We start from the raw sequence: 26,403 nt of genomic DNA, 5'->3' as shown, positions 1-26,403 counted from the left end.
TCAAACTTCCCGGTCGAACGTGCGACCGGGAAGTTTTAATTCAGGCAAGACACCATAGGCATTTGCTTGTTCTTCTAACTCCTCATGATGCGGTTCCACATATTTAATTGGGTTGATGCGAGCGACCGGTTCTGTTTTCCGCTCCAAATCGACTCTGACTTGACGATTTACATATTGCACAACCGTAAAATCCACTTGATACATATGCCATCCCTCTCCCTCATCTTCAGTTTGTTATTGTCTTATTCCCAAAATGGCTTCGAGAAAAACAAAAAACCAAGGTTTCCCTTGGCTTTCACTGCATGTCTTGAGTTTTTCGAGACGGCAAATCGTATTATAGGATATGGAATCCGCTGTCGACGTGTAGAATTTCTCCCGTGACACCGCTCGACATTTGCGACAACAGGAACAATCCGCTGTGTCCAATCTGTTCCGTCGTGACATTCCGGTGAAGTGGTGCACGCTCTTCGATACTTTCAAGAATCGAATTAAAGTCACCGACACCTTTCGCTGAAACCGTCCGAATCGGTCCTGCTGAAATGGCATTGACACGTACGCCCTGCTTTCCGTATTCTGCTGCTAGGTAACGGACACTGGCATCAAGAGCCGCTTTTGCGACACCCATGACATTGTAGTTCGGTACCATTTTTTCTCCACCGAGATACGTCAACGTGATGACAGAAGCATCTTCTGTAAAGAAGTCTTTTGCCGCTTTGACGACAGCCGTTAAGCTAAATGCTGAAATATCGAGTGCTTGCGCAAATTGTTCGCGTGTGACGTCTGAAAATTCACCGCGTAAAGCTTCTTTGTCCGCAAAGGCAATCGAGTGCGCAATCCCGGAAATTTTTCCATGATCGGCATGGATCGTTTGGAACACTTGGTTGATTTCTTCGTCACTCGTCACATCACACGTGTAATACGATGCAGGACGTGAAAGTTCCTGACCCAACTTCTCAAGTGGCGCTTTAAAGCGTTCTCCTACGTACGTAAACGCCAAGCTCGCACCCGCTGCGTCTAAAGCACGTGCAATTCCCCACGCGATTGAACGTTGATTGATGACACCCATCACGACGTACGTCTTCCCTTCGAGCGAAGGATAAATATTCATTATGAGTTCCCCCTTGAATTAGTACCTGGTAATAACACCTATATCTAGGTTACAAAAACGTAACGCTTCTGTCAACCATCGCTCTTGATATTGCGATTTTGATAAATTACGGTAATATAGAAAGAGACAGAAAGTAGGGATGGAATGAACCGTTTTAAATCATTTACACAACGTTATGATAACACATTGCTTTTTTTGCTCGGCTGTCTGATGGTCGTCAGTATTTTGGCGATTTATACTGCACAACCGTTTTTGCAAGGGGCAATCAGTGAAATCAATTTCACCGCGAAACAAATTCAATGGTATGTGATCGGCTTCGTTGCACTATCCGTTGTCATCCTGATCGATTATGAACAACTGAAACGTTTTCACTGGTACTTGTACGGTGCCGGAATCCTTTCCTTGATTGGTCTTGTCGTTTTACGGAATACACCGCTAGTCGCAAATATCAAAGGAGCGTACGGATGGTATCAGTTCCCGGTCATCGGAACCGTCCAGCCTGCCGAGTTCATGAAATTTTTCTTGATTGTCACATTAGCGGCCGTCATCTCGGAGCATAATGCCCGTTATGTCCAACATGAACGGGATTTGTTATTGTTGGTCAAAATGGTTGCGATTACGTTACTTCCTTTAGGGTTGATCATCATTCAACCTGACTTGGGAATCGGCTTGATCCTCTGTGTCATCTTAGCCTGTGCGATGTTGCTGTCCGGATTAAACTGGAAATGGTTGCTCAGTATGTTCGGTTTATTTGCCGTTGCGATTGTCGGCTTCTTTTACTTGTTTTATTTCCAAAACGATTTGCTGGCGACCTTCTTCCCGGGACATGCGATGAACCGGATCATGGCGTGGTTGCAACCGTTCGAATATGCAGATGATCTTTCTTATCAGCTGGTCCAGTCCATTAATGCAATCGGCTCTGGTCAGATGTTTGGTGTCGGTTACGGGAAACTTCAAGTCTCCGTACCAGAGCTCCACACCGACTTCATCTTTACGGCAATTTCTGCCCACTACGGATTCATTGGGGCTGCCGTCGTCTTGATAGTTTTATTCTTATTCATCTATCGGTTGATTCAAATCGCCTTGGAAACAGCCGATCCGTTCGGAACTTACATCGTAACCGGTTATGTCGCGATGTTTACGTTCCAGATTTTCCAAAACATCGGTATGACGATGGGGGTCTTACCGATCACCGGTCTTCCGCTACCTTTCATCAGTTATGGTGGTTCAACGATGATCGTTAACCTGGTTGGTCTTGGTTTGATCATGGCGATTGCTTCACAGTCACGAATTTCGATGTTTGATGAAGATTAAAGCAAAAGAGTGGATTCCGAAATTGGAATCCACTCTTTTTGGTTTAAACAGATAAATCGTCCGGCAATGGTGCAATGAATGTCATCAGCTCACCTGTAGCGGGATGTGGAAATGTAGCGGACGCACTGTGTAACGCTTGTCGTGGAATAAGAGGCGTTCCCCGGTACATCGTGTCGCCGACCAAGGGATGACCCAAGGCTGCCAGATGGACACGAATTTGGTGCGTTCGACCGGTCTCTAATTTAATCGTCAATCGTGAAAGTGCCTTAGAAAATGCAGTGATGGGTTCACTCGTCAAGATATGCGTAATGGCCTGTTGTCCGTCCTCCCGCACCATTCGTTCCATAAAGGAATGATCAGTTTGACCAATCGGAAGATTGATCGTTTGGGGAGAAAGATGTCCCTCAATCAACGCGACATAGCGCCGATCGAGCAGACCATTTTGTTGCATCTTACTCAGTTGGTGGTGCGCAAGCGCATGCTTAGCAAAGACGACCAGACCACTTGTGTCGCGATCCAGCCGATTGACGATATGAATCGCATAAGGAATATTGTGTTGTTGATAATAGCCAAGCACAAAATTCGATAAAGAACGTTCTGGATGAAGGCGCGAGGGAATCGATGCCATCCCGGGTGGTTTGTTGACGATCAATAACCAGTCGTCTTCGAACAGGACATCTAGCTCGCCACTTGTCGCGTGCATATCTTCGGCAGGATGTTCTTCCGGGAAGTGGACATGAATCTGATCTCCGGGGTGGACGGTTTCCGTGACATTGACATGTTGACCATTCCGTAAGATCTCACCATGATGTTTGATCGACACAAGCATCTTGCGGGAGATATGTAGGCATGTGGTGCAAAAATGACTGACACTCCATCCCTCTTGTTCCCTAGTTACTTCTTTTTTTAATTGAAATGCCATGCTATTTACCTCGTTTAACTTCTTTCTTCTGCTAAAAATGATTCTCTTACTCTCTGCCAAAACGGGAAGGAACGGAATCGGGCGAATTTCACCTTTTTGTCCGATACACGACAACGAATCGATTTGACATTTTGATGCACGATCGAAGCGTAATGATCGTACGTCAATTGAAAATCAATCGGATTAACGGGTCGGATTTCGACGTCATGATGTTTTGGAAGCAACATCGGGGAGCCAATCGTCCGGTACACCCGGTTATTGATTGATGCCATCTCTGTGATTTGAATCGCTTCTAACGCCGGATGCACGATCGCTCCACCCAGTGCCTTATTGTAGGCTGTCGAACCGGATGGCGTGGAGATGCATAACCCATCCCCCCGAAACGTCTCAAAGTACTCCCCCCGGATCGAAAGGTCACACACTAACGTCTGGTTGAAGCTTTTGATTGTACATTCGTTAAGTGCTAACAACTGATTCGTCGAACCATCCGCATAGTCAATCGATAATTCAAGCAACGGATACTCGACCGTCGCGACATTGTTGTCCGCAATGTGCTGGATCAACTCACCCATCTCTTCCGGTCTCCAATCGGCATAAAAACCGAGATGCCCCGTATGAATCCCGACAAGCGTAATGTCCTCCACTTGATCCAAATAGGAATGGAAAGCCTGTAACATCGTCCCGTCCCCACCGATTGAAATCACGATTTCCGGAGTAACGGTGTCTCGATGACTTCCCCGTTCCATCAACGCTTGTTCCAATTGTTCCTTAAGCATGTGAGACCGTTCATCCCCGCGCGCTGTAACCGCAAAACGCATCGTCATCCCCCTACTCTTTCGATCGATTTTTAGTTTCAGTCGCTTGTCGTTCGTGTAACACGACTTGCGCATCTTGTATCTCTACTTTCAGCTGACTCATTTCCGCATCGAGCAGAAAAGCGGCTTCAGCCGCACGCCGTAATCGTTCTCGTGTCTCTTCCGGAATATTGCCCTGGTATTTATAGTTTAGAGAATGTTCAATCGTCGCCCAAAAATTCATCGCAAGTGTCCGAATTTGAATCTCAACAAGCGTCGGAACCTCTCCTTCAATCGTTTGAACCGGATAGGCGATGATGATGTGATACGAACGGTATCCACTCTCTTTCTTTTGCGTGATGTAGTTGCGTTCTTCAACAATCTTGAAATCTCCCCGTGACCGCAACAACTCTAAGACATGGATGATGTCGTCCACGAATTGACACATGATTCGAAGACCTGCAATATCTTGCATATCTTGATCAAGCAAGTCGATCTCAATCGATTTCCGTTCTGCCTTCTGTAAAATACTCTTTACAGGTTTGACACGCCCTGTGACAAATTCAATCGGTGAATGTTCCCCACGTTGTTGAAATTGTTTTCGAATGGCTTTTAGCTTTACCTTCAATTCATCCACTGCGATTTGGTACGGTGCGAGAAATAAATCCCAATTTTCTTTTGTCATCGTTGTTGTCACCACTTTTAGTCTAAATTATTGGTTCGATTCGTTCCTTTACATCATTCATGGTATCATATTTTCAAGCATTCAACTAGAAAGGTGTGGTCAGAAATGAGACAAGAAATGGAAATTGAATTTAAAAACCTGTTGCAAGAGTCGGAATACAACCAACTGATGGAACACTACAACAAAGAAAGCTCTTCTGTTTGGCAAGCGAACGACTATTTTGACACGCCTGCTTTTGAACTTCGAAACCACGGTGCCGCTCTAAGAATCCGTGAAAAAAAGTCAGGTCTTGTCTTGACCTTAAAAGAACCCAAAGACGATGGTTTACTTGAAACACACGTTTCTTTATCTGAAGCCGAGGCGGAAGATTTGTTCCAGTACGGACTGATTCATTCAAACGAAATGAAATCACAATTGGAAAAATTTAACTTATCCGCTTCTCTTGAGCATTTAGGACGTCTTGAAACAGAACGGTTTGAACAGCAGCTAGAGGCAGGATTACTTGTTTTAGATAAAAGTCGTTATCTTGGTGTGACCGATTATGAGCTAGAGTTTGAGGTAACCGATTATGCAACCGGTAAACAAGCATTTGAAGATTTACTCCAATCAAACGGTATTCCACAACGTCAAACGAAAAATAAAATCGTCCGTTTCATGGACCTTAAAGCGCTTTCACGCTAATCGTGTAGAAATGTACAAGCAAAACCTTTGCTCTTTCTTTTTTTTCGTTGCTAAAATAGGGTAACGATATTAACAGAAAAGGGGTGAACGGATGGAACACGAACAATGTAACGGATCGTATTGTTCATTGGACGAACCATCAATTCAACAACCGACGAAACCTCTGGAAATTTATCATTTTCTAGACGTCACACAAACGGATGGTTTACGGTTGATTCCCGTTCTCAAGAAATTAGAATTAGAATACGGTCATTTATTCCGCATACGGACGATTGCAACGATTCCTTGTGCCCCATCCCGTTCGGCATGTGATATGTCGCCTCTGCTGATCTTAAAAGCGATTGAACTACAAGGAAAACCGCTTGGCATGCGCTTCATGCGCCGTTTGCGGATGTTGCATAATGTCGAAGGCGAGCGTGCCTATTCACGCACCTCTTTAATGCATTTAGCGGAAGCCTTAACAGAATTTGGTCTGGATTTAGCAGAGTTCCATCGAGATATTGAGTCGGATACGATTCAATTGATGCTTGAAAAAGAGACGGAACTGGTTACCGACTGGGATGTCAGAATTCTCCCGACGCTCGCTTTTGTTGGTGATGAGGAAGCAATTAAAGCCGAAGGTCATTATGAATATTTGATCTATGTATCCATTCTAAACGAATTATTGGAGCAGCCTTTCGAGAAACAGGAAAAGCCTCCCCTCGAACAGTTCTTGAGACGGTATGATACGGCAACAACTTCTGAGATCGCTTTTATCTATGATGCGACAGAAGCACAAGTCGAACATGAATTAAAAAAATTAATGCTTCAACAAAAATGTGTTTCCCTTTCTTACTGTGACGGTAAAGTTTGGCGTCATTTGAAAGATTCAGCACATGCTTAATAAAAAAAAGCCGTTTCCACTTTCGTGGAACGGCTTTTTTGTCATCTTCATGACCATTGGATGGGGGAAAAGAGAAAAACAGGGGAATGTGATCCTCTTCACATGATTAGTATAAATCAACTTTTCTCAAAACTCCATCCCTTTGTTCAAAAATTCACAATTTCGTCATTCTCCAAGTAACGCCTCGAATTCATCCAATACACGTTCGAATTGACGCAGTGCCGCTTCAACCGGCGCTTTTGTCGTCATATCGACTCCCGCTGCTTTTAATACTTCAATCGGATAGTCGCTCGATCCGGCCTTTAGGAAATTGTTGATGTAACGGTCGACAGCGGGTTGTCCTTCTTCTAAAATTTGTGAAGTCAGTGCTGCCGCCGCAGAAATACCTGTCGCATACTGATACACATAATAGTTGTAATAGAAATGTGGAATCCGTGCCCACTCTAATCCGATTTCTTCATCGAGAACGATCCCGTCTCCGAAATATGTCTCATTGAGTGCATAATACGTTTTTGTTAAAAACTCAGGTGTCAACGCTTGACCGAGTCGTGCTGCTTCATGAATTTGATGTTCAAATTCAGCAAACATCGTTTGTCGGAACAACGTTCCACGGAATGTTTCCAACTGATTGTTCAACAGATACAGTTTTTCATTTTTATCCGTCACCCGTTTTAACAGATAATCATTTAACAGTGCCTCGTTTGTTGTCGACGCGACTTCCGCAACAAAAATCGAGTAGTCACCGTACGCATATGGCTGATTTTGACGTGTATAGTAACTGTGGACGGAATGCCCAAACTCGTGTGCTAACGTGAACAGGTTATTGACGTTGTCTTGCCAGTTCATCAAGATGAACGGTTGCGTATCGTACGCGCCTGAAGAATAGGCACCACTCCGCTTACCACGTGTTTCCCGGACATCCACCCAACGTTTTGCCAAACCGTCTTCTAAGATATGTTTATATTCCGCACCGAGTGGAGCAAGACCATCGATCATCAATTGTTTGGCTTCCTCGTACGTGACTTTCATTTCCACTTCACTCACAAGTGGTGTATACATATCGTAGACATGCAGCTCTTCGACACCTAAGATTCGTTTCCGTAACGCCACATAACGATGTAACAATGGTAAATGTTCGTGAACCGCTTCGATCAAGCCGTCATAGACTTGTTCCGGAATCGTATTTCCATGTAAGGCCGATTCGCGTGCCGTTTTGAACTTACGGACTTCTGCATAAAAGTTATCCTTTTTGATCGATCCTGCTAAGGTAGAGGCTAACGTGTTTGTGTACTGGCTGTATGTCCCGTACATGGCCTTAAAGGCGGCTTCACGAACAGAGCGGTCCTTTGACTCCATGAACGTGATAAAGCGTCCGTGTGTCAACTCCGTCTCTTCCCCGTCTTCCCCTTTAATCTTCGGGAATTTCATGTCCGCATTATTCAGCATGCCAAACGTCGTTCCGGATTGACCAAGAACTTCACCGGCTTTCGCTAAAATCGCCTCTTCCGCTTCTGACAAGACGTGTTCACGCTCACGGTTCAACTCATCGAAGGCATGACGGTATAATGCAAGATCCGGATTTTTCTCTAAGTAGGAAGCGATTGTTTCTTCCGGTACTTCCAACAACTCCGGCGTCATGAATGCTAACGTGGCACCAATTTGGGACGCCAGTGTCCGGGCACGGTCATTCATCGCCTGATAGAAACTGTCTGCCGTATTCTCATCGTAACGCATATGGGCGTATGTATAGAGTTTATGCAGACGTCTTGAAACCTCATCACGTAACTGTAGTCCTTCAAATAAAATCGCATCCGTCTGCGCCAGACGCCCTTTGTACTCGACAAGTAACGGAAGCATCGCTTTGACCGATTCAAATTCCTCTTCCCACGCCTCGTTTGTTTCGTAAATGGACTCTAAATTCCATGTTTCTTCAACATTCACATCATTCCGGGTTAATACTTCTGCCATTTGAATCACTCCTTTACTTCATTTATACCTGTTTCCCTTTCGACAAACAAACGAAGCGCTCCTGCTAATTTTTGATCTTCCTGTAAGCGTCCTGCTAAATCGAGAGAGTCTTGCTTAAAAAGTTCCGGGAGTGTTCTTTTAATAAAATCAATCATCGCCTGCCATTCACGAATCAGTTCATGTAAACAAGACCACTCGTAAGCAATATGACATTCAGTCAGGCAGGATGTAAGAAAAGTCGTTAAACGCTGTTCTGAATAGTCGTCCTTTAACCGGAGAAAAGCAGCGAGTTGCAGTTCAAAGGGGTGGATCGGAATGGAAATCAAGCTCGACAAGGGAAGATAACACCAACTGGGGACTGTGGAGACGTGAAGACGGGACTGATAAAGGGGGTGTCGCAAGTAATGCGAAGGCAAAGAAGAAAAAAATGGGCGAAGCCGATAATTTTTAACCAGCGTCGCCCATTGGCGCTCAGGAAACTTTCGGGGAATCGGGCAAGGTGATAAAAAGCCGTCCACTGTGAGCGAAACGCGTTGACAAAACGCAACGCGCCGAGCAAACGGAAGTGGATACGTATAACGGACGATCCTCCCCTTTTCAACGACATCGACGTAACCGTCTTCGGAAAAGGCTTGTTTCATCCAAGCATCCATTTGAAAAATCGGTCCTTCCGTGTCACGAAATCCAATCCAACGCACCTCATAACCGGATTGCTGATCCAGTAAGGCCCTTCGTTTCCATTCGTCCGCGCTCATTTTTGAGCGTTGAATCTCAATTCCAATCGCTCCCGGCTGAAGCAAAAGATCAAACCTTCTTTTTCCTCGAACCGCTTCCAGTTCGACCTCGAAATGAAGTTTTCGGAAATAAGCAGCCAGATATGTTTTCCAAAATACATGATCGGTTGATTCGCCCGTGCACGAGGTCAGGTGGACGAAATGCAACCGTCGTTTCCCCTGCCTGACCCGGAGTCGTGTCCGACAATACGGGCAATACAATATTTTTTGAGCCAATGAGTGTGCGGTCTCCAGCTGACTGTTGATCCGATTACCATGTTCATCAATCGCTTCAAACATCTTACCCCTCCTTTTAAGCAGTGGCATGACAGGTTAAAGCAACGGTGAGAATAAACGGGAAATCGATTCGACCAGCCGTTGCCTGAAACTTCTCCGAATAAAAACACTTCGTTCGACTTGTGAAGAATTCGAAAAATCTTCATAAAAATCACGGGTCAATTCATGAACGGAATTTGTACCGTATAAAAAGGCGTTGACTTCAAAATTTAAGTGAAAACTTCTTAAATCCATGTTGGCTGTTCCAATTGTCGCAATCGCGTCATCCACTACAATGACTTTGGAATGCATGAATCCTTTGTTGTATTCATAAATTTTTACACCCGCTAACAACAAGTCATCAAAATAGGAACGACTCGCATAAAAAACGATTTTATGATCCGGAAAACTTGGCAGGAGGATTCGGACATCGATTCCGGACATCGCAGCCGTTTTTAATGCTGTCATCAAGTCTTCATCTGGAATCAGATAAGGAGAGGCGATATAGACAGAGTGTCTTGCTTCCGTAATTAAACCAAAGTACAGAGACTTCATCGTTTCATACGGCTCATCCGGACCACTGGCGATGATCTGTACGCCTCCTGTTGCGTTCTCCATGACTTCAAGCGGTTTCATATAGTACGGGGTAAACAACCGCTCTCCAGTCATGTAATACCAATCCTGAAGAAAAATCAATTGGAGTTCGGAAACGGCTTCGCCGCGGACAATCAGATGAGTATCCCGCCAAAATCCAAACGCCTTATCTTTTCCCAAGTATTCATCGCCGACGTTGATGCCTCCCGTAAAGGCGACCGTGCCATCGATGACAACGATTTTCCGGTGGTTGCGATAGTTGGATTTACTGGAGATGAACGGCAGGACGACAGGGAAAAACGCGTGCACTTCGATGCCTGCCGCCTCCATCTTTTTAAAATACGCTTTATCAGTCGAGAAGCAACCGACTGCATCATACAAAAAACGGACTTCTACACCGGCTTGCGCCCGTTCAATCAAAGCAGCCTGCAACTCTAACGCCAGTTCATCATCCCGCACGATATAATACTGCAGGTGAATATGATGCTCCGCCTGACGGATTTCTGTTAATAACAAAGGAAATTTTTCTTGTCCATTCGTCAACACCTTCGTATGGCTATTATACGAAATCGGCAGACGACTGATCGAATCAATAAGTTTAACAACCTTTGCGTAATGTCCATGTTTGAACACTTGATTGTGTACACCATGATCAAACTGGGTACGATATTTAATGTAAGACTCTTCATCGAGCATCGCTTTCAGACGAAACATTCTTTTTCGTCTATAATTTTGACCAAAGGTAAAATACACAAACACACCGACGACTGGGAGTGCCATCATGACAAGAGCCCAGACAAGCGTTCGTTCCGGATTACGATTCTCCAGTAAGATGATGACAAAAACACTCAGTACGACCAGAATGATGATCAGGGACAACCACCCTACCATGTACACACTCCAGTAATATGAAAGGAAACCGATTAGGCTGACCGTCAGTAGTAACGTCATAAGTAATTGGACACGCCGCAACATGAGATCCCCTCCTTTGATTTGATATGGAACATACTTTATGTAGAAGGGAAGAGTAAGTATGAAAACTTATCTAGTAACTGGTGCAACAAGCGGAATTGGAGAAGCAACAGCCTTACAGTTGGCGCGCGAAGGACATACGGTCCTCGCACTTGGACGAAATGAAACGAGCGGGAAGGAACTGGAGACGAACGGAAATGGACGCATCAGCTTTTTCCCGGTCGATTTGTCCGTGCCTGAAGAGATCGAACGATTCTTTGAAGACACAAAAGAACAATTCCCGACGCTTGATGGCATTTTTAACAATGCCGGTACATTCGGAAAACCAGTGGCCCCGGAACGCGTAACCGATCAGCAAAAAGAAGTGTTCCAAGTCAATTATCATGCACCGGAACAAATCATTCAACTCGCCGTTAAACGTTTCACAAAAGGTGCCTCCATCGTCAATAACAGCGCGATCGTCGGTCACGTGAAGTTCCCGGCCATGCTGTTGCCGTACGCGTCTTCCAAAAGTGCCCTTCTCACCCTTACGAAAACATATGCCGCTCGGTTTCACGGGAAATACCGCTTTAACGCCATCTGTCCCGGTCCGGTCGATACGAAGCTGAGCCACTCTTTATATGGCGGAAAGGATAAATTCGACTTGGCGATGAAACACCATTTGCGCGGTCAAGCCGCCCAACCATCCGAAATCGCGGAGGTCGTCTGTTTCTTATTATCCGATAAAGCGAGTTACATCAACGGACAGACGTTAATCGTCGACGGTGGTTATACGCTGACCTGATGATGAATCTCTACACCAGAAAGGACTGCTTCCTGACGTATAGGAGCAGTCCTTTTTGATGGCGTGTTATGCGTTTGCTGATTTACTTTGGAAAATGACTGCGGACAAAGGTAAAAACATCTTCGGCAATAATTGTTTTCCCGTACTCAGCTACCGGATGAATCGTTTGTTCACTGAAGTTCAAGTATTCCGCAATCAGACTCATGACATTTTCCTGTTCTTCCACTTCCGTTGCATCCTTGAAATGAAGATGAAGCAGGTACAATCCATCTTTCTGATACAGAGAGGTATTGAGTTCTTCGAAGACAGGTGCTTCTGCATATTGGCTAAGGGCAATGATATGCTCGAAATCCGTTGTTTCAAATAAGATGTCTTGACTGAGTTCTGTTTCTTTCTCTTCCGCATCAGACATTGCGGAACGGAGTAGGGAATCCAGTTCCTCTTCATCTACTTGTTCACCATCGACTGATGTCTTAGCGATCGTGACAGTGACTTCTAGACCTTTTTCAAATGCCTGTACTTGTATCCATAGTGGACCTTCGAAGGAGATGGACTCTTTTTCATTCGCTTCATCCATCATCTGCCAGAATAACTGTTCTCCACGCTCACGGTTGTACCAAATCTCATCACGGGCAAAGCCGCGGCGTTCGATATCCGTGTACGTAATGAAGAACTTGACGGTGTTGTCATTGACGCGTTCGATTTTCAATATGTCCACTCCTTTCCTCTCGCTCTTATCTAGTATACGAACGAGCACTTCACATAGATTCAAAAGAATCATGAAACATATAGGGTATATTCCTTTGTTATCTTTATTTTAACCTTTTTAGGCGGTAACAAAAAGCACACTGCTCAGAAAGCAGCGTGCTCGGTGTATATTATTCGTTGACAAGGCGCTGAGCTTCCAATAGTTGGAAGGTACGGACTTTACGTGGTAAAAATCGGCGGATTTCATCTTCATTGTATCCAACTTGAAGACGTTTTTCGTCAATTAAAATCGGACGACGTAACAATCCTGGATATTCTTGAATTAAATCATACAAGTGTTGTAACGATAGATTTTCTACCGATACATCTAATTTTGAAAAGACTTTTGAACGGGTCGAGATAATTTCATCCGTTCCGTCTTCTGTCATCCGGAGTATCTGTTTGATCTCATCAAGCGATAATGGTTCCGAGAAAATATTACGTTCCACGAATGGGATTTCATGTTCTTCAAGCCATGCGCGCGCTTTACGACAAGAAGTACAGCTTGGTGAAGTATAGAGTGTTACCATTGAAAAACATCCTCCCCCTGATTTCACATCATTTCTCCTGCGAACATCTGTTGCGCAGCAGCTGATGATTCTATTACTTGATAGTTTACATTGATTTTTAATAAAATAAAACCCAATATGTTTTGAGATGAAAGAACTTTTCGTAAAAAAACTTGCCAGAGCCACCAGGTGGCTTCAGCAAGCTGGTGTGTGATCAAAGGGTTGAGAAATCGTCTCTTTTGCTTTCGGGAGTTTAATCTCTTTTAATTTTTTTTCGAAAATGTCCCGCAAAAGGCGTTTTTTCAACTTTTTCTTTTTATCACGTTCTTTCATATCCGACACCTCACTCGGTCCGAAAAAAGAACAGTTAACCAACGAAAGCTAAATTATCATCTTCTACATTACTTAGTATACCACGTTTACCTAATTTCTATTCCTACTTCAGGCAATTAATTATGTGAGATTGTCGATTCCCCTTCAGTAAATAGTTGCAATTGTCTTCAACATCACGTAAAGTGTATAGAAATACCTACTCGTGAAAGGAGTCATTTCATTATGTCAGTCACTCTTGTTACCATCATCGAACACCCAATCGCTCAAAAATATTTGGATCGCTCGGGTTTGAATCATGCGATTTCCGTCGCCGAACGCGCTTTAACGCTTGCCACACAACGTGGTCTGGATGCGGATACAGCAACAAAGGCGGCCCTTCTTCATGATATCGGACATTATGAATGGTACACCGACGGAACATGGAACTACGATCTCTACCGTCAAAATGACATTCATGCCATCAAAGGTGCTGAGCGCGCGCACAAATTGTTAATCCGCCTTGGCGAAGAACCGGAACGGGCGAAGGAGATTGCCCTTGCCGTCCTGTTGCATACGGATTCTTACCTTCCGCCGGGCTCGATCAATCGGACACCGCTGCAACAGCTTGTCCATGAAGCAGATACCTTGGAGGAACAACCGGGTGGTCTTCATCATTATGAAAAAATTCCTTTTGAGGAAGCCGTTCAACGACTGCACGCAATCGATTCTGTTGTTCACCGCTTCAACAACTTGCCGCGCATCGCTTCTGAAAACTAAAAAAAGGCATTCCCGAATATTCAGGAATGCCTTTTTTGTTTGGCTTATACGAGTTGTGCTTGATATGCTTCGAGTTCTGCATCCGTCATCGAGACGTAATGACCAGGCTCGATTTCGCGCAACGGCGGGATGCTTGAGTCTTCACTCGACTTCCCGACCGCTCCACCTGTCGGACGGTCATAAATGATCCGCTTACGCGTCCGTTCATGCTCCGGGTCCGGAAGTGGAATCGCAGATAACAACGATTTCGTGTAGGCGTGAACAGGATTCTCATACAGACGATCCGCATCACACAATTCAACGAGGTGACCTTGATACATGACACCGATCCGGTCTGAGATGTATTTAACCATCGACAAGTCGTGGGCGATGAAAAGATACGTCAGACTGCGGTCACGTTGCAATTGTTTCATCAAATTGACAACCTGTGCTTGGATCGATACATCAAGAGCAGAGATCGGCTCATCGGCAATGATGAAGTCCGGCTCAACCGCTAGTGCACGGGCAATCCCGATCCGTTGACGTTGTCCGCCTGAGAATTCGTGCGGGTAACGGCTGGCGTGTTCTTTTGTCAGACCAACAGTTTCCAGAAGATCATATACCCGGTTGTTCCGCTCGTCTTTCGAGTTAGCAAGACCGTGGATATCGATTCCTTCCGCAATGATGTCCCCGACCGTCATCCGTGGGTTCAGCGATGCATATGGATCTTGGAAAATCATTTGCATCGAACGGTTGAATTTTAATTTTTCTTTACGTGATTTTTTAGCGTGAACATTCTCACCTTTGAAAAGTACTTCTCCGTCTGTCGCATCGTACAAACCGATGATTGAACGTCCAGTCGTCGATTTACCACAACCAGACTCACCAACAAGACCAAGTACTTCTCCTTCATAGATATCAAACGACAGTCCGTCGACAGCTTTCACGACGCGACCACGACCGATGTTAAAGTGTTGTTTTAAGTTTTTTACTTCAAGTAGTTTATTACGATTCTCCATTACTTAAGACCGCCTTTCAGAAGCGCTTTCGCGAATGTGCTATCAGGGCGATACTTCAGCGCAAGATCGCGGATGGCTACTGGTGGTTCTACATAAGGTGCTTGTGGATGCAACAACCACGTTGCCGCTTCGTGTGTATCCGTAATCGGGAAGAACGGAGGTTCTTTCTCGAAATCAATCTTCATCGCGTACTGGTTACGTGGTGCGAAGGCATCACCGACCGGTGGATGAAGCAAGTTTGGTGGCGTTCCTGGAATCGCCGGCAAGTCTTGCGAACGATCATCAGACGGACGCGGCATCGAACCGAGCAATCCCCATGTGTACGGGTGACGCGGCTCATAGAAAATTTCATCAACCGTTCCTTTTTCAATCAATTTCCCGGCATACATAACCGCTACACGGTCAGCCATGTTCGCTACGACACCAAGATCGTGCGTGATGAAGATGATGGCTGTACCCGTTTTTTGCTGAATGTCCTTTAACAATTCAAGAATCTGAGCTTGAATCGTTACGTCAAGTGCTGTTGTCGGCTCATCGGCAATCAAGACTTTTGGATTACAAGCCAGTGCGATTGCGATAACGATCCGTTGACGCATACCACCTGACAATTGGTGCGGGTATTGTTTCAGACGCGCTTCCGGGTTCGGAATCCCGACGAGTGTCAATAATTCAAGTGTACGTTTTTTAGCTGCGTCCCCTGTTAATCCTTGGTGACGTTTCAATCCTTCAGCAATCTGTTTGAAGATTGTCATCGTCGGGTTGAGGGATGTCATCGGATCTTGGAAAATCATCGCGATGTCACGTCCACGGACTTTTTGCATCTCTTTGTCCGACAGTTTGACTAGATCGCGCCCTTCAAACATGATCTCACCTTTTGTGATCTCACCTGGAGGATTTGGAATCAAACGCATGATGGCTTTTGAGGTAACCGATTTACCAGAACCGGATTCACCTACGATGGCGAGTGTTTCGCCTTTTTTCAAATCAAACGATACGCCACGGACGGCTTGTACCGTCCCAGCATACGTATGGAAAGCGACAGTCAAGTCGCGTACTGATAAAATAGTTTCCATTGTGGATGAACTCCTCTCTTATTTCCGTTAGCGACGTAGACGTGGATCAAACGCATCGCGTAGTCCGTCTGCCAGCATGTTAAAGCTGATCATGACAAGTACAAGTACTGTCGATGGAATAACGAGCAAGTAAGGGAATGTTTTTAATTCTTTATACCCTTCATTGATCAGTGTACCAAGTGACGGTTGTGGTGGTGCGAGACCAAGTCCAATGAAGCTTAGGAAGGCTTCGAAGAAAATCGCACCCGGAATCGTGAACATAAGCGAGATGATGATCGTACCAAGTGTATTTGGAATCAAGTGTTTGAAGACTAAACGTGCGCTAGAAGCACCAAGTGTACGCGCTGCGAGAACAAACTCTTGGTTCTTAAGTTTCAGGATTTGTCCGCGAACAAGTCGACTCATCCCAATCCAGCCGGTAATGGTCATCGCGAGGATAATGGTCGTAATCCCCGGTTCCAGAATCAAGATAAAGAGAATGATCAAGATCAAGTTCGGAATACCTGTCAGAATTTCTGCAATCCGTTGCATGATGTTATCGACACGTCCACCATAATAAGCTGAAATCCCACCGTATGTGACACCGACGATGACGTCAATGATTGCCGCAACAAGACCAATGAAAAGTGATACGCGTGTTCCTTCCCAGACACGTGACCATAAGTCACGACCCAGATGATCGGTACCAAACCAGAAGTTTTCTTCTACTTGTTTCGTTTCATAAAAATCGATCGGCTTTTCACCAAGCGTTGCCATTCCATCAAAACCAGCCCATTCAAGACCTGTTACTTTTGGTGGAAGTTTAGCTTGTGTGATTTCTTGGGTATATGCATCTCTACCAGAGATCATTGGACCAAAGATTGATAAGAGTGCAATGATGATGATAATCACGAGTGACATGATTGCCGCTTTGTTTTTACGAAGGCGTGTCCAAGCATCTTGCCAGAAGTTTAAACTTTTTCCGGCAATCCGCTCTCCCGCTTGTTCATTAAATTCAACTGGTTGGAACAACGACGAGTCGAACTGTTCCGCTTTTGCGTTTGAATTTTGCTCTGCCATTATTTGCTACCCCCCAAACGAATCCGTGGATCAACGACACCGTATAGAATATCGACGATCAAAATCATCAAGATGAACACTGCTGAGAAGAAGAGTGTTGTCCCCATGATAACTGTATAGTCATTTTGTGTGATTGACGAAACGAACAATTCGCCAAGACCAGGTACTGCGAAGATTTTTTCGATAACAAAAGTTCCTGTGATCAAAGCTGCAGTCATTGGTCCAAGAATCGTGATTGCCGGAATCAAAGCGTTACGAACCATGTGTTTCCACGTGATTGATTGACCGTCTAGGCCTTTTGCCTTAGCAAGTGTCACGTAGTCTTGACCTGTAACCTCAAGCATCTCAGTCCGAACAAATCGGGCAATCGATGCCGTTACACCAAGCGATAAGGAAATCGTCGGTAAAATCGTATGTGCTGGACTTTCCCAGAAAGCAACTGGCAACACGCCCCATTTCACTCCGATATAATATTGAAGAAGTGACGCAAATACGAATGATGGCACGGAAATCCCGAGTACTGAGATGAACATCGCACCGTAGTCAACCGCTGTGTTGTGACGAAGTGCTGCAACAACACCTAGTACAAGACCAAGCAAGACACCTAATACAAGTGCTTGAACTCCTAATTGAGCCGAAGGTCCGATTCGTTCCATGATTAAGTCTGTGACTGGACGACTATCGTACTTAAACGATACTCCGAGGTCTCCTTGAACTAAGTTAACCATGTATGCCGCGTAACGTTGTGGAAGCGGATCATTCAAGTTGTACTTATCCCGAAGGATTTCCAACTGTTCAGGAGAAAGTTTCTCCTGGTTTTGGAACGGTGAACCCGGTAACAGATCCATTAAGAAGAAAGTGAACGAAGCGATGAGTAAAAACGTCAGTACGCCGTAAACAAGGCGTTGAGCTAAATAACGGCCCATAGATGGCACCCCCTATAAAGATTTTTCTGTTTTTTTCGAAACATCAATAAAATCAGTATGACCCAAAATTGTCGGAACATTCAAGAATTTTGTCATAAAAATTTAAATTCTTTTTATTTCGGACTGATTGATGCCCCCCTGGCTGCTGTTTTTTCACAGTTAACCAATATTTCAGAATTTTTCGTTTGATTCCATTATACTTTGCTAACAAAGTAATTAGAACATCTTTTTTACAAAAAGTTCACATTTCATTGAAAATGAGTTACCGTTCAGAAAAAGACGTATAAAACAGGAGCGTTCCTTGAATAAGTTTCAAGGACGCTCCGTTTTTCAATTACTTCACATCAACGTACTTGTACTGGAAGTCAGCACCAAATACTTGGCGGTTAAAGTCTTTGACTGATGGACGGCTCAAGTAAGCAGCACCTGCTTGGTAGATCGGTGCGATGGCTTGGTCTTTCTCAATCAATTGTGATTCCGCTTGTTTAAAGAGATCAAGACGTTTTGCTACATCTGATTCTTCGTTTGCAGCGTTCAACAATTTATCATATGCAGACGATTTGTAGTTAACGTCATTTTGACTGTTTGTTGATTCAAAGATCGACAAGTTTGACATTGGATCTTGGTAATCCGGACCCCAAAGCGCGTAAGACATTTGGTAATCACCTTTTGCTTCTAAATCAAGCTTGTTTTTAAACGGTTGTTGTTTGATTGTTACAGTGACGTTTGGAAGGTTTTTTTCAATTTGTCCCTTCATGTATTCACCGACTTTTTTCGCATCTTCGCTATCAAATGATAAGAGTTCAATCGTTGTTTTCTTATCACCGTTTGCTTTTTTCCAAAGATCTGCTGCTTCTTTTGCATCACGGTCAAACCAGTTGATGTCGCTTGTGTAGTCTTTACCAGCATCATCCTTGATGAATTCTTTAGGAATGAAACTTGTTGTCGGAATCGATCCGTTCGCAAGTAATGTATCTGTGATTCCTTTTGGATCGATGGCGCGTGCAATGGCTTTACGCGCATCCGCATTTTTCATCGCCGCATCTTCATTGTTGAATTTCAAGTAGGCGATTGAAGAACGAAGAGCTGTCTTGAATTCAGGTTTTGATTCGTAAGTCGCCACTTGCTCAGAAGTGAGTCCTGCATAATCGATTTCGTCTGTATCATAAAGATTGGCAACCGTTGATGTATCTTTAACGACACGGATTGAGACTTCATCCAGTTTAACGGCATCTTTATCCCAGTAGTTTTCGTTTTTCGTCAGAACACGTTTTGAATCCGTTTTCCAAGATGTCCAAACGAAAGGACCATTGTAAAGCAGTTTATCCGGTTGCAATGAGAAATCTTTTTTGTTTTTGTTGTAGAAATCTTCACTGATCGGTGTATATGTTCCAAACGATGTGAGTGAAAGGAAGTACGGTGCTGGACGCTCGAGTTTTACTTCAAGTGTCTTATCGTCAATCGCTTTGACACCTAACTCATCAACAGGTTTTTTTCCTTGCGAAACATCTGACCCGTTTTTCACTGTGTCAAAGATATACGCATATCCTGAAGCTGTTTTTGGATCAACAGCACGTTTCCAAGCAAATTCAAAATCTTGTGCTTTAACCGGTGTACCGTCTGACCATTTTGAGTCACGGAGTGTAAACGTGTATGTGAGATTGTCACTTGAGATATCTGTTTTTTCTGCAAGTGCTGGAATCGCTTTACCGTCTTTGTCTAATCGGTAGAGTCCTTCCATCGTGTTGCCGATCATGTTGAATGCGACAGCATCCGTTGCTTGTGCCGGATCAACTGTCGTAATATCCGACGTATCCGTCAAACGTAATACTTTTTTGCCTTCAGAAGAACCTGCATCTTTATCTCCGTCACCTGTTGTTGAACAACCTGCAAGTACAACACTTCCTGCAAGCATAACTGATAACGCGAGACCGACTGTTTTTTTATTCATCGGTGAGTCATCTCCTTTTCCATTTTCAAAACCGCCATGTGTAAGCGATTTTTAGACATCTCGTCGAAACTAAAATTACGTTCCCCAAAACGCATTGACCTAGTTTCAAAAACTTAAACGAAGTGATAAATTGATTTTATGTGAGAATAACAATAACGTCAAGTGAATAGTCACACTATTTGCTATTTTATAGACTGTGAATCTTTCAGAGTCGTAACAAATAGGGCCTTTGCGTATAATAAAAGTATCATCTTGGTTCAGGAGGTTTTATCATGTCAAATAAAGTAGTACGTCCTTTACTGATCGCCTTAGTCTTAACAGTGATCTATACGACATGGGCAGTCGTCACGGATGCTACGCATTCGTTTCTCTATCACTTGTCAGGAGGCTTATTCATTGCCGGTTTTCTGTTACTTGCGATTGGTTTTTTCTCTAACATGTCAGCCAATGGTTTTTTCAAAGGCATCACGGCCGGCTTCAAAAAACAACGGGAAGCAAAATTACGAGAAGTGGATGGAGATTACTATGAAGATGAAGACGAGGAAAATGAAATTCTGGAGGCGAAGCAAAAACGTGCTTCCAACCGGACACTCCCCTATCTCTCGAGCGGCTTCCTTTGTATCGTTGTCTCGTTACTGATCTCTTTCATCTGACCGAATTTAGATGACGTCTTGAATCCACCTATGGTAAAGTAGGAATAACGATATACGAGAACACAGTGAAGAAGAGTAGTACATCTGCTAACCACTTACAGAGAGTCCATGGCTGGTGGAAATGGACAGTTGGTGCAGATCGAATGGACTTTGGAGTGGCTGATTCGAACTCAGATAGAATCAGACGGGTTTGCCCGTTATAGCAATTGAGCGGCTAGTTTTCTAGCAACTTGGGTGGCAACGCGATGACTCGTCCCTTGAATAATTCAAGGGACGAGTCATCTTTTTTTATTTTATTTTATTTTTTTGGAGGGGTTCACATGAAAACAATTTTCTCAGGCATTAAGCCGACCGGGACGGTGACACTCGGAAATTACATTGGAGCCATGAAACATTTTGTTAATTTACAAGACGAACATGACGCGTATTACTGCATCGTCGATCTCCACTCCATCACGGTTGAAATCGACCGGGTTGAATTAATGAACAACACACGGGCTCTTGCCGCTCTATACATCGCAAGTGGACTCGATCCGGAGAAAGCAACGATTTTTGTCCAATCCGAAGTAAAAGCACATGCGCAACTAGGGTGGATGTTAACTTGTCTCTCAGGTATGGGCGAACTGGAACGGATGACACAATACAAGGACAAGTCACAAGGAAAAGACCGGATTGGCGCTGGATTATTCGTTTATCCGACATTGATGGCCGCGGATATTCTTTTATATGACGCAGAACTTGTTCCGGTCGGTGACGACCAAAAACAACATATCGAATTGACGCGGGATTTGGCGCAACGTTTTAACAGCCGTTATTACGAGACGTTTAAGATGCCGGAACCCGTTATCGCAGAGACCGGTGCGCGGATCATGAGCTTAACGACTCCTGAGAAAAAGATGTCAAAAACCGATACGAATCCAAAAGGATATATCTCGATGCTTGATGCACCGGATGTCATCCGCAAAAAAATCAAATCAGCCGTAACCGACTCGGAAGGCATTGTAAGATTTGACCGTGAAAACAAACCGGGTGTGTCCAACTTACTCGAAATCTACTCTTTACTGGCGAATCTTTCGATTAAAGAATTGGAAGCGAAGTATGCCGGTCAAAATTATGGTGTCTTCAAAGCAGACGTCGCTGAAGTCATCATCGCTGAGCTGGAGCCGATCCAAAAACGGTACCATGACTTGATTGATTCCGAAGAACTTGATCTGATTTTAGATCAAGGTCGTGATAAAGCGGAGTTCGTCGCTTCACGCAAACTGGCGAAAGTGGAAAAAGCGATGGGACTTCAACGTAAACGTGCCAAAGTAAAAAAATAATTGTCTTTTCTTTTTACATCACTTCTTGTTCTTTTAAGAAGTGATGTTTTTTTGATGTTCACGTTTAAGTGATTACAAACCAAAAAAGCGCTCCCGGTTACGGGAACGCTTTTGATACTTATTTACCTTCGATTGAAGCCCATTTGTACGAGAAGTCTGCGCCGAAGTTATGTTCGACAATTCCTTTAACGTATGGTTTGACCATAAATGCACGTCCACGCTGATAAACAGGTGAAATCGCTGCAGAATCAAGAAGGATTTTCTCTGCTTCTTGAAGCTCTGACCAACGTTTTGTAGCATCCGTTTGTGTCTTCGCATCGTTGATGAGTTTATCGTACTCTTTATCCGACCACTTACCACGGTTGTATGGTCCGTCAGTCAAGAAGAGATCGAGGAACGTCATTGGATCTTGGTAGTCAGGACCCCAGCCGGCGAATGAGAACTCAAAGTCGCCTTTGTTTTCGAGATCCAGCTTGTTTTTGAACGGTTGTTGCTTGATCGTGACTTTCATGCCTGGAAGGTTCTTCTCAAGCTCACCTTTCAAGAACTCACCGATTTTCTTCGCATCATCACTGTCATAGTTCAGAAGCTCAAGTTCAACCGAGTCTTGACCGATTTCTTTTAAGCCCTCTTCCCAAAGTTTTTTCGCTTCGTCTGCATTGTACTCGTTGAATGTCGGGTACTTTTCACGGAAGTCTTTTCCTTCTTCATCCTTCGCGAAATCTTTTGGTACTAGGAAGTTCGCCGGAATCGAACCGTTCGCCAAGATGACGTCTGTGATTCCTTTTTTATTGTAACCCATGTCGATTGCACGACGGATTTTTTCATTGTTCAATGCTTTGACTTTTGTATTCAAGTAAAGGTAGAAGATTGTTGATTCCCCTTTAGTTTTGAACTCTTCGCTATCTTGGAACTGGGCAACGAACTCGGAAGATAGACCGGTACGATCGATATCTCCTTTTTCGTAAAGGTTAACACCTGTAGCCGTTTCTTTAACGACCTTCACGTTGATCGTGTTCAGCTTCACGCTGTCTTTATCCCAGTAGTTATCGTTTTTGACCATTTTCCAGCCTTGTTCACGTGTCCATTCTGTTAATTTGAATGGTCCGTTGTAAAGTGCTTTATCAGCAGTCGAACCAAAGTCCTTACCGATTTTCTTCGATAGTTCTTCTGATTTCGGCATGAATGGACCGAATCCAGTTAAGCCGAGGAAGTAATCAGCAGGTGCTTTTAATTTAACTTCGAATGTCTTGTCGTCGACAGCCTTGACGCCAACCGCATCACGCTCGCCTTTTTTCGTGTTATATTCTTCAGCGCCTTCGATGTTGTAGAAGACATATGCATACTGAGAAGCGTTGTCCGGATTCAGAACTTCTTTCCAAGCGTACTCGAAGTCTTTTGCCGTGATCGCTGTACCGTCTGACCATTTCGCATCACGTAATTTGAACGTGTACGTCAACTTGTCGTCTGAAACTGTGTGGCTTTCCGCAATACCCGGAATTGGCTGTTGCTTTTCATCTAAACGGTAAAGACCTTCCATCGTGTTGTTCAAGACGTTGAACGACACAGCATCCGTAGAAGTTGTTGGGTTAAGTGTCGGAATATCCGATGCTTCGATCAAGTTTAGCGTTTGCTCACTTGATTTTTTGTCCGAACTGTTATCGCCCGATGATGTGTCATTTGAATCAGTCGTCGAACAAGCCGCGAGGAATGCGCTTGATACGAGCGCTACAGACGTAGCGAGTGCAAAACTTTTCTTTTTCATGATACGATGACCCCCCTAAAATTTCCAAAGCTAGTAATCTGAGGTTTTTGAGCGAAAAAAAAAACGTTATTTCTATTCGTTCAAAACCCTTCGTTACAAATAGTTTACAATGTTCTGATAATTTTGCAAACCTTTTATCCGATTTTTCTAAATATTTTTTCAAAAAGACAACTGATTTTAATTTATTTATTGTTTTTTTCTATTTTATTTTAAGATTTCAATATTTTTTTGAAATAAAAAAAGCGATTCAAACGGTCAAATGAACCGCTGAATCGCTTTTTTTAGGTATTACGCCTGATAACGTTTAAAGACCAGTGAGGCGTTATGACCACCAAATCCGAGTGAATTGCTGAGAGCATACTCGAGTTCCCATGCCCGGCTGCCTTCACGCACGTAATCGAGATCGCACCCTTCGCTCGGCTGCTCCAGATGAATCGTCGGATGAACGGTTTGCTCTTGAAGCGACTTGATGGCTGCGATCGCTTCGACGCCACCGGCAGCTCCCAACAAGTGACCGATCATCGATTTTGTCGAGTTAATCGCTAATTTTTGAGCATGTTCCCCGAACACGGTATGAATGGCTTTTGTTTCAAGAACATCATTCATCGGCGTACTCGTTCCGTGGGCATTGATATACTGGACCGCAACCGGATCGATTCCGGCATCTTGAATCGCCATCGCCATTGCGCGCGCTCCTCCGTCACCATCTGGATCCGGTGCCGTGATATGGTAGGCATCTGCCGTCAGACCATAGCCGCTGACTTCAGCATAAATCGTTGCACCGCGGGCAATCGCGTGTTCATATTCTTCTAGAACCAAGATTCCCGCACCTTCTCCCATGACGAACCCGTCACGTCCTTCGTCGAAGGGACGGCTTGCCGTGTTTGGATCATGGTTCGTCGACATCGCTTTGTTCGCACAAAAACCGGCAAACGCCAGGTTTGTGATCGGAGCCTCTGCACCACCGGCAATCATCACGTCCGCGTCACCTCGTTCAATGACACGTAATGCTTCACCAATCGCGTTTGTCCCGGAAGCACATGCCGTGACGGAACAGTTGTTAGGACCTTTTGCTCCTGTGTAGATCGAGACTTGACCGCTCGCCATATTCGGAATCATCATCGGAATGAAGAACGGGCTGACGCGGCGGTGACCACGTTCAAAATAAATTTTTGCCTGTTTTTCGATTGTCTCGACTCCACCGATTCCTGATCCGATCCAGACGCCTATGCGGTTGGCATTGGCTTTGACATCAAGTCCTGCATCCTTGACTGCTTCCATGCTGGCAACGAGTGAATAATGGACGAAACGGTCCATCTTCCGTGCTTCTTTCGCTTCGATGAATTCCGTCACATCAAAGTTCTGTAATTCGCCTGTCACTTTGGTCGGATATTCATCAATATCAAGCCGTTCCATTGGACGAATTCCGTTTTCGCCTGCTTTTAACGCATTCCAAAACGTCTCGACGTCATTTCCGATTGGTGTCAATGCGCCCATACCTGTCACTACTACACGTTTTCTCATCATCTTATGTGTTCTCCCCTTTAGTCCAAGTAATATAAGCCGCTCCCCATGTCAATCCAGCACCAAATCCAGCCAGTACGAGAGTCGTCCCCGGTTGAAGACGTCCTTGACTCCGGGCTTCTTCGAGTGCGAGTGGAATCGACGCTGCTGATGTATTGGCATGTTCGTCAATCGTCACGATCACTTTTTCTTCTGCGATCCCTAACCGTTCACGTGCTGCCTCGATGATGCGTAAGTTCGCTTGATGCGGAATCAGCAAATCAAGTTCTGCTAGTGTCCCGTCTGCTTTTCGAATCACTTTTTCAACGATATCCGGTAGTTTTCGGACCGCAAATTTAAAGACTTCCCGTCCGTTCATTTCAATCGGACCATCCAGTTCTTTAAATAATAAATGTGCTCCCCGGCCATCTGTTCCGAGTTCAAAAGCATTCAGCCCTTGTTGTTCGGTTGGTCCAAGTACGACGGCTCCGGCCCCGTCACCAAACAGGATTGCTGTCGACCGGTCTGACCAGTCGACGATACTTGACATCTTTTCTGCTCCGATGACGAGGGCATACTTTGATGCAGTCGCCGGCATCATGCTGGCGGCAGTTTGAAGAGCAAAGATGAAACCACTGCAGGCGGCACTGATATCAAACGCGGTTGCCCCCAACGCTCCAAGCCGTTCCTGAACGGTACAGGCAGTGGATGGAAAAGCACGTCCTGTCGCTGTTCCGACGACAATCAAACCGATGTCGTCCGCCGTCAGATTGGCATCTGCCAATGCTTTTTGAGCGGCTTCCGTTGCTAAGTCCGTTACATCGATTGCATCATCCGCAATCCGTCTTGCTGCAATGCCTGTCCGTGTTCGAATCCATTCATCATTCGTATCGAGTGTCGTTGCTAAATCATCATTTGTGATTCGACGTTCGGGTAACGATGTCCCCAGTCCTATAATTCCGATATTCATATGGACGCTCCTTTAAAATTAGTATCTGGTACTAATATAAAGCGTTAAACGGTTTTTGTCAAAGAGAAAAGAAGGTCCTGTTTC

Annotated in this window: 26 protein-coding genes and 1 other annotated feature; of the genes, 7 read left to right on the top strand and 19 right to left on the bottom strand. The window is 44.6% G+C overall.

Features of this window, described 5'->3' with window-relative positions; translation table 11 throughout:
• Entirely contained in the window at positions 1–204 is a 204-nt protein-coding gene (locus P397_RS0106310; RefSeq protein ID WP_014970836.1) for a hypothetical protein, read from the bottom strand.
• A 130-nt stretch (positions 205–334) separates the two neighbouring features.
• Positions 335–1,108: an enoyl-ACP reductase FabI gene (gene fabI / locus P397_RS0106305; protein ID WP_028105955.1), complete on the bottom strand. Its 774-nt coding sequence runs from the start codon at positions 1,106–1,108 to the stop codon at positions 335–337.
• A 144-nt stretch (positions 1,109–1,252) separates the two neighbouring features.
• Here fabI and P397_RS0106300 point away from each other — a divergent pair, with 144 nt between their 5' ends.
• On the top strand, positions 1,253–2,422 hold the full coding sequence (locus P397_RS0106300; protein ID WP_026832485.1) for an FtsW/RodA/SpoVE family cell cycle protein: 1,170 nt from the start codon (positions 1,253–1,255) through the stop codon (positions 2,420–2,422).
• A 43-nt stretch (positions 2,423–2,465) separates the two neighbouring features.
• Here P397_RS0106300 and P397_RS0106295 read toward each other — a convergent pair whose 3' ends face one another.
• The 3 genes from P397_RS0106295 to P397_RS0106285 are packed head-to-tail and all read right to left on the bottom strand — an operon-like array spanning position 2,466 to position 4,823.
• Entirely contained in the window at positions 2,466–3,344 is an 879-nt protein-coding gene (locus tag P397_RS0106295) for an RluA family pseudouridine synthase (RefSeq protein ID WP_026832484.1), read from the bottom strand.
• Positions 3,345–3,358: 14 nt separating this feature from the next.
• On the bottom strand, positions 3,359–4,162 hold the full coding sequence (locus P397_RS0106290; RefSeq protein ID WP_028105954.1) for an NAD kinase: 804 nt from the start codon (positions 4,160–4,162) through the stop codon (positions 3,359–3,361).
• A gap of 10 nt (positions 4,163–4,172) precedes the next feature.
• Entirely contained in the window at positions 4,173–4,823 is a 651-nt protein-coding gene (locus tag P397_RS0106285; RefSeq protein WP_026832482.1) for a GTP pyrophosphokinase, read from the bottom strand.
• A 105-nt stretch (positions 4,824–4,928) separates the two neighbouring features.
• Here P397_RS0106285 and P397_RS0106280 point away from each other — a divergent pair, with 105 nt between their 5' ends.
• Positions 4,929–5,504 (top strand): CYTH domain-containing protein, encoded by a 576-nt coding sequence (locus P397_RS0106280; RefSeq protein ID WP_026832481.1) that lies wholly within the window; start codon positions 4,929–4,931, stop codon positions 5,502–5,504.
• A gap of 91 nt (positions 5,505–5,595) precedes the next feature.
• A complete protein-coding gene (locus tag P397_RS0106275; RefSeq protein ID WP_028105953.1) occupies positions 5,596–6,387 on the top strand; it encodes a DsbA family protein in 792 nt (263 codons plus the stop codon).
• Positions 6,388–6,552: 165 nt separating this feature from the next.
• On the opposite strand, the gene pepF is transcribed toward P397_RS0106275, so the two are convergent.
• Genes pepF through cls form a run of 3 tightly spaced genes read right to left on the bottom strand, consistent with a single transcriptional unit; the run spans position 6,553 to position 10,973 of the window.
• Entirely contained in the window at positions 6,553–8,355 is a 1,803-nt protein-coding gene (gene pepF / locus P397_RS0106270) for an oligoendopeptidase F (protein WP_028105952.1), read from the bottom strand.
• Positions 8,356–8,360: 5 nt separating this feature from the next.
• Positions 8,361–9,428 carry a competence protein CoiA family protein gene (locus P397_RS0106265; protein WP_028105951.1) on the bottom strand — a complete coding sequence of 356 codons (1,068 nt, stop codon included), beginning with the start codon at positions 9,426–9,428 and terminating at the stop codon, positions 8,361–8,363.
• A 33-nt stretch (positions 9,429–9,461) separates the two neighbouring features.
• On the bottom strand, positions 9,462–10,973 hold the full coding sequence (gene cls / locus P397_RS0106260; protein ID WP_028105950.1) for a cardiolipin synthase: 1,512 nt from the start codon (positions 10,971–10,973) through the stop codon (positions 9,462–9,464).
• Positions 10,974–11,031: 58 nt separating this feature from the next.
• Here cls and P397_RS0106255 point away from each other — a divergent pair, with 58 nt between their 5' ends.
• Positions 11,032–11,754, top strand: coding sequence for an SDR family NAD(P)-dependent oxidoreductase (locus P397_RS0106255; protein ID WP_028105949.1), 723 nt, complete (start codon positions 11,032–11,034; stop codon positions 11,752–11,754).
• Between the two features lie 82 nt (positions 11,755–11,836).
• On the opposite strand, the gene mecA is transcribed toward P397_RS0106255, so the two are convergent.
• The 3 genes from mecA to P397_RS17970 all read right to left on the bottom strand — a co-directional run bounded on the left by mecA (position 11,837) and on the right by P397_RS17970 (position 13,343).
• Entirely contained in the window at positions 11,837–12,463 is a 627-nt protein-coding gene (gene mecA / locus P397_RS0106250) for an adaptor protein MecA (protein WP_028105948.1), read from the bottom strand.
• Positions 12,464–12,632: 169 nt separating this feature from the next.
• A complete protein-coding gene (gene spxA / locus P397_RS0106245) occupies positions 12,633–13,031 on the bottom strand; it encodes a transcriptional regulator SpxA (RefSeq protein ID WP_012370920.1) in 399 nt (132 codons plus the stop codon).
• A 174-nt stretch (positions 13,032–13,205) separates the two neighbouring features.
• A complete protein-coding gene (locus P397_RS17970; RefSeq protein ID WP_012370921.1) occupies positions 13,206–13,343 on the bottom strand; it encodes a hypothetical protein in 138 nt (45 codons plus the stop codon).
• A 219-nt stretch (positions 13,344–13,562) separates the two neighbouring features.
• Between P397_RS17970 and P397_RS0106235 the strand changes: the two genes are divergently transcribed.
• Positions 13,563–14,099: an HD domain-containing protein gene (locus tag P397_RS0106235; protein ID WP_028105947.1), complete on the top strand. Its 537-nt coding sequence runs from the start codon at positions 13,563–13,565 to the stop codon at positions 14,097–14,099.
• Between the two features lie 44 nt (positions 14,100–14,143).
• Here P397_RS0106235 and P397_RS0106230 read toward each other — a convergent pair whose 3' ends face one another.
• From P397_RS0106230 to P397_RS0106210, 5 genes are all read right to left on the bottom strand, one after another.
• On the bottom strand, positions 14,144–15,097 hold the full coding sequence (locus tag P397_RS0106230; RefSeq protein WP_026832473.1) for an ABC transporter ATP-binding protein: 954 nt from the start codon (positions 15,095–15,097) through the stop codon (positions 14,144–14,146).
• The gene (locus P397_RS0106225; protein ID WP_026832472.1) at positions 15,097–16,170 is read right to left on the bottom strand and encodes an ABC transporter ATP-binding protein; all 1,074 of its coding nucleotides are present in this window, start codon (positions 16,168–16,170) and stop codon (positions 15,097–15,099) included. The genes P397_RS0106230 and P397_RS0106225 overlap by 1 nt, the downstream gene beginning before the upstream one ends.
• A gap of 27 nt (positions 16,171–16,197) precedes the next feature.
• Positions 16,198–17,229, bottom strand: coding sequence for an oligopeptide ABC transporter permease (gene opp3C, locus P397_RS0106220; RefSeq protein ID WP_028105946.1), 1,032 nt, complete (start codon positions 17,227–17,229; stop codon positions 16,198–16,200).
• Positions 17,229–18,155: an oligopeptide ABC transporter permease gene (gene opp3b, locus P397_RS0106215; RefSeq protein ID WP_028105945.1), complete on the bottom strand. Its 927-nt coding sequence runs from the start codon at positions 18,153–18,155 to the stop codon at positions 17,229–17,231. The genes opp3C and opp3b overlap by 1 nt, the downstream gene beginning before the upstream one ends.
• A 334-nt stretch (positions 18,156–18,489) precedes the next feature.
• Positions 18,490–20,106, bottom strand: coding sequence for a peptide ABC transporter substrate-binding protein (locus tag P397_RS0106210; protein WP_028105944.1), 1,617 nt, complete (start codon positions 20,104–20,106; stop codon positions 18,490–18,492).
• A 272-nt stretch (positions 20,107–20,378) separates the two neighbouring features.
• Here P397_RS0106210 and P397_RS0106205 point away from each other — a divergent pair, with 272 nt between their 5' ends.
• Complete coding sequence (locus P397_RS0106205) at positions 20,379–20,759, top strand: DUF3899 domain-containing protein (protein WP_028105943.1); 381 nt, start codon at positions 20,379–20,381, stop codon at positions 20,757–20,759.
• Between the two features lie 56 nt (positions 20,760–20,815).
• Positions 20,816–21,020: a binding site (T-box leader), on the top strand.
• 59 nt (positions 21,021–21,079) lie between these two features.
• Positions 21,080–22,081: a tryptophan--tRNA ligase gene (gene trpS, locus P397_RS0106200; protein ID WP_028105942.1), complete on the top strand. Its 1,002-nt coding sequence runs from the start codon at positions 21,080–21,082 to the stop codon at positions 22,079–22,081.
• A 118-nt stretch (positions 22,082–22,199) separates the two neighbouring features.
• Here the strand turns inward: trpS and P397_RS0106195 are convergent, their stop codons facing one another.
• From P397_RS0106195 to P397_RS0106185, 3 genes are all read right to left on the bottom strand, one after another.
• Positions 22,200–23,846 carry a peptide ABC transporter substrate-binding protein gene (locus P397_RS0106195; RefSeq protein WP_028105941.1) on the bottom strand — a complete coding sequence of 549 codons (1,647 nt, stop codon included), beginning with the start codon at positions 23,844–23,846 and terminating at the stop codon, positions 22,200–22,202.
• 288 nt (positions 23,847–24,134) lie between these two features.
• On the bottom strand, positions 24,135–25,373 hold the full coding sequence (gene fabF / locus P397_RS0106190) for a beta-ketoacyl-ACP synthase II (RefSeq protein WP_026832465.1): 1,239 nt from the start codon (positions 25,371–25,373) through the stop codon (positions 24,135–24,137).
• 1 nt (position 25,374) lies between these two features.
• Complete coding sequence (locus tag P397_RS0106185) at positions 25,375–26,319, bottom strand: beta-ketoacyl-ACP synthase III (protein WP_028105940.1); 945 nt, start codon at positions 26,317–26,319, stop codon at positions 25,375–25,377.
• Positions 26,320–26,403: the final 84 nt, after the last annotated feature.

The organism is Exiguobacterium undae DSM 14481 (assembly GCF_000620805.1).
Taxonomy (GTDB): Bacteria; Bacillota; Bacilli; order Exiguobacteriales; family Exiguobacteriaceae; genus Exiguobacterium_A; species Exiguobacterium_A undae.
This window is presented reverse-complemented; position numbering and strand designations above follow the sequence as displayed.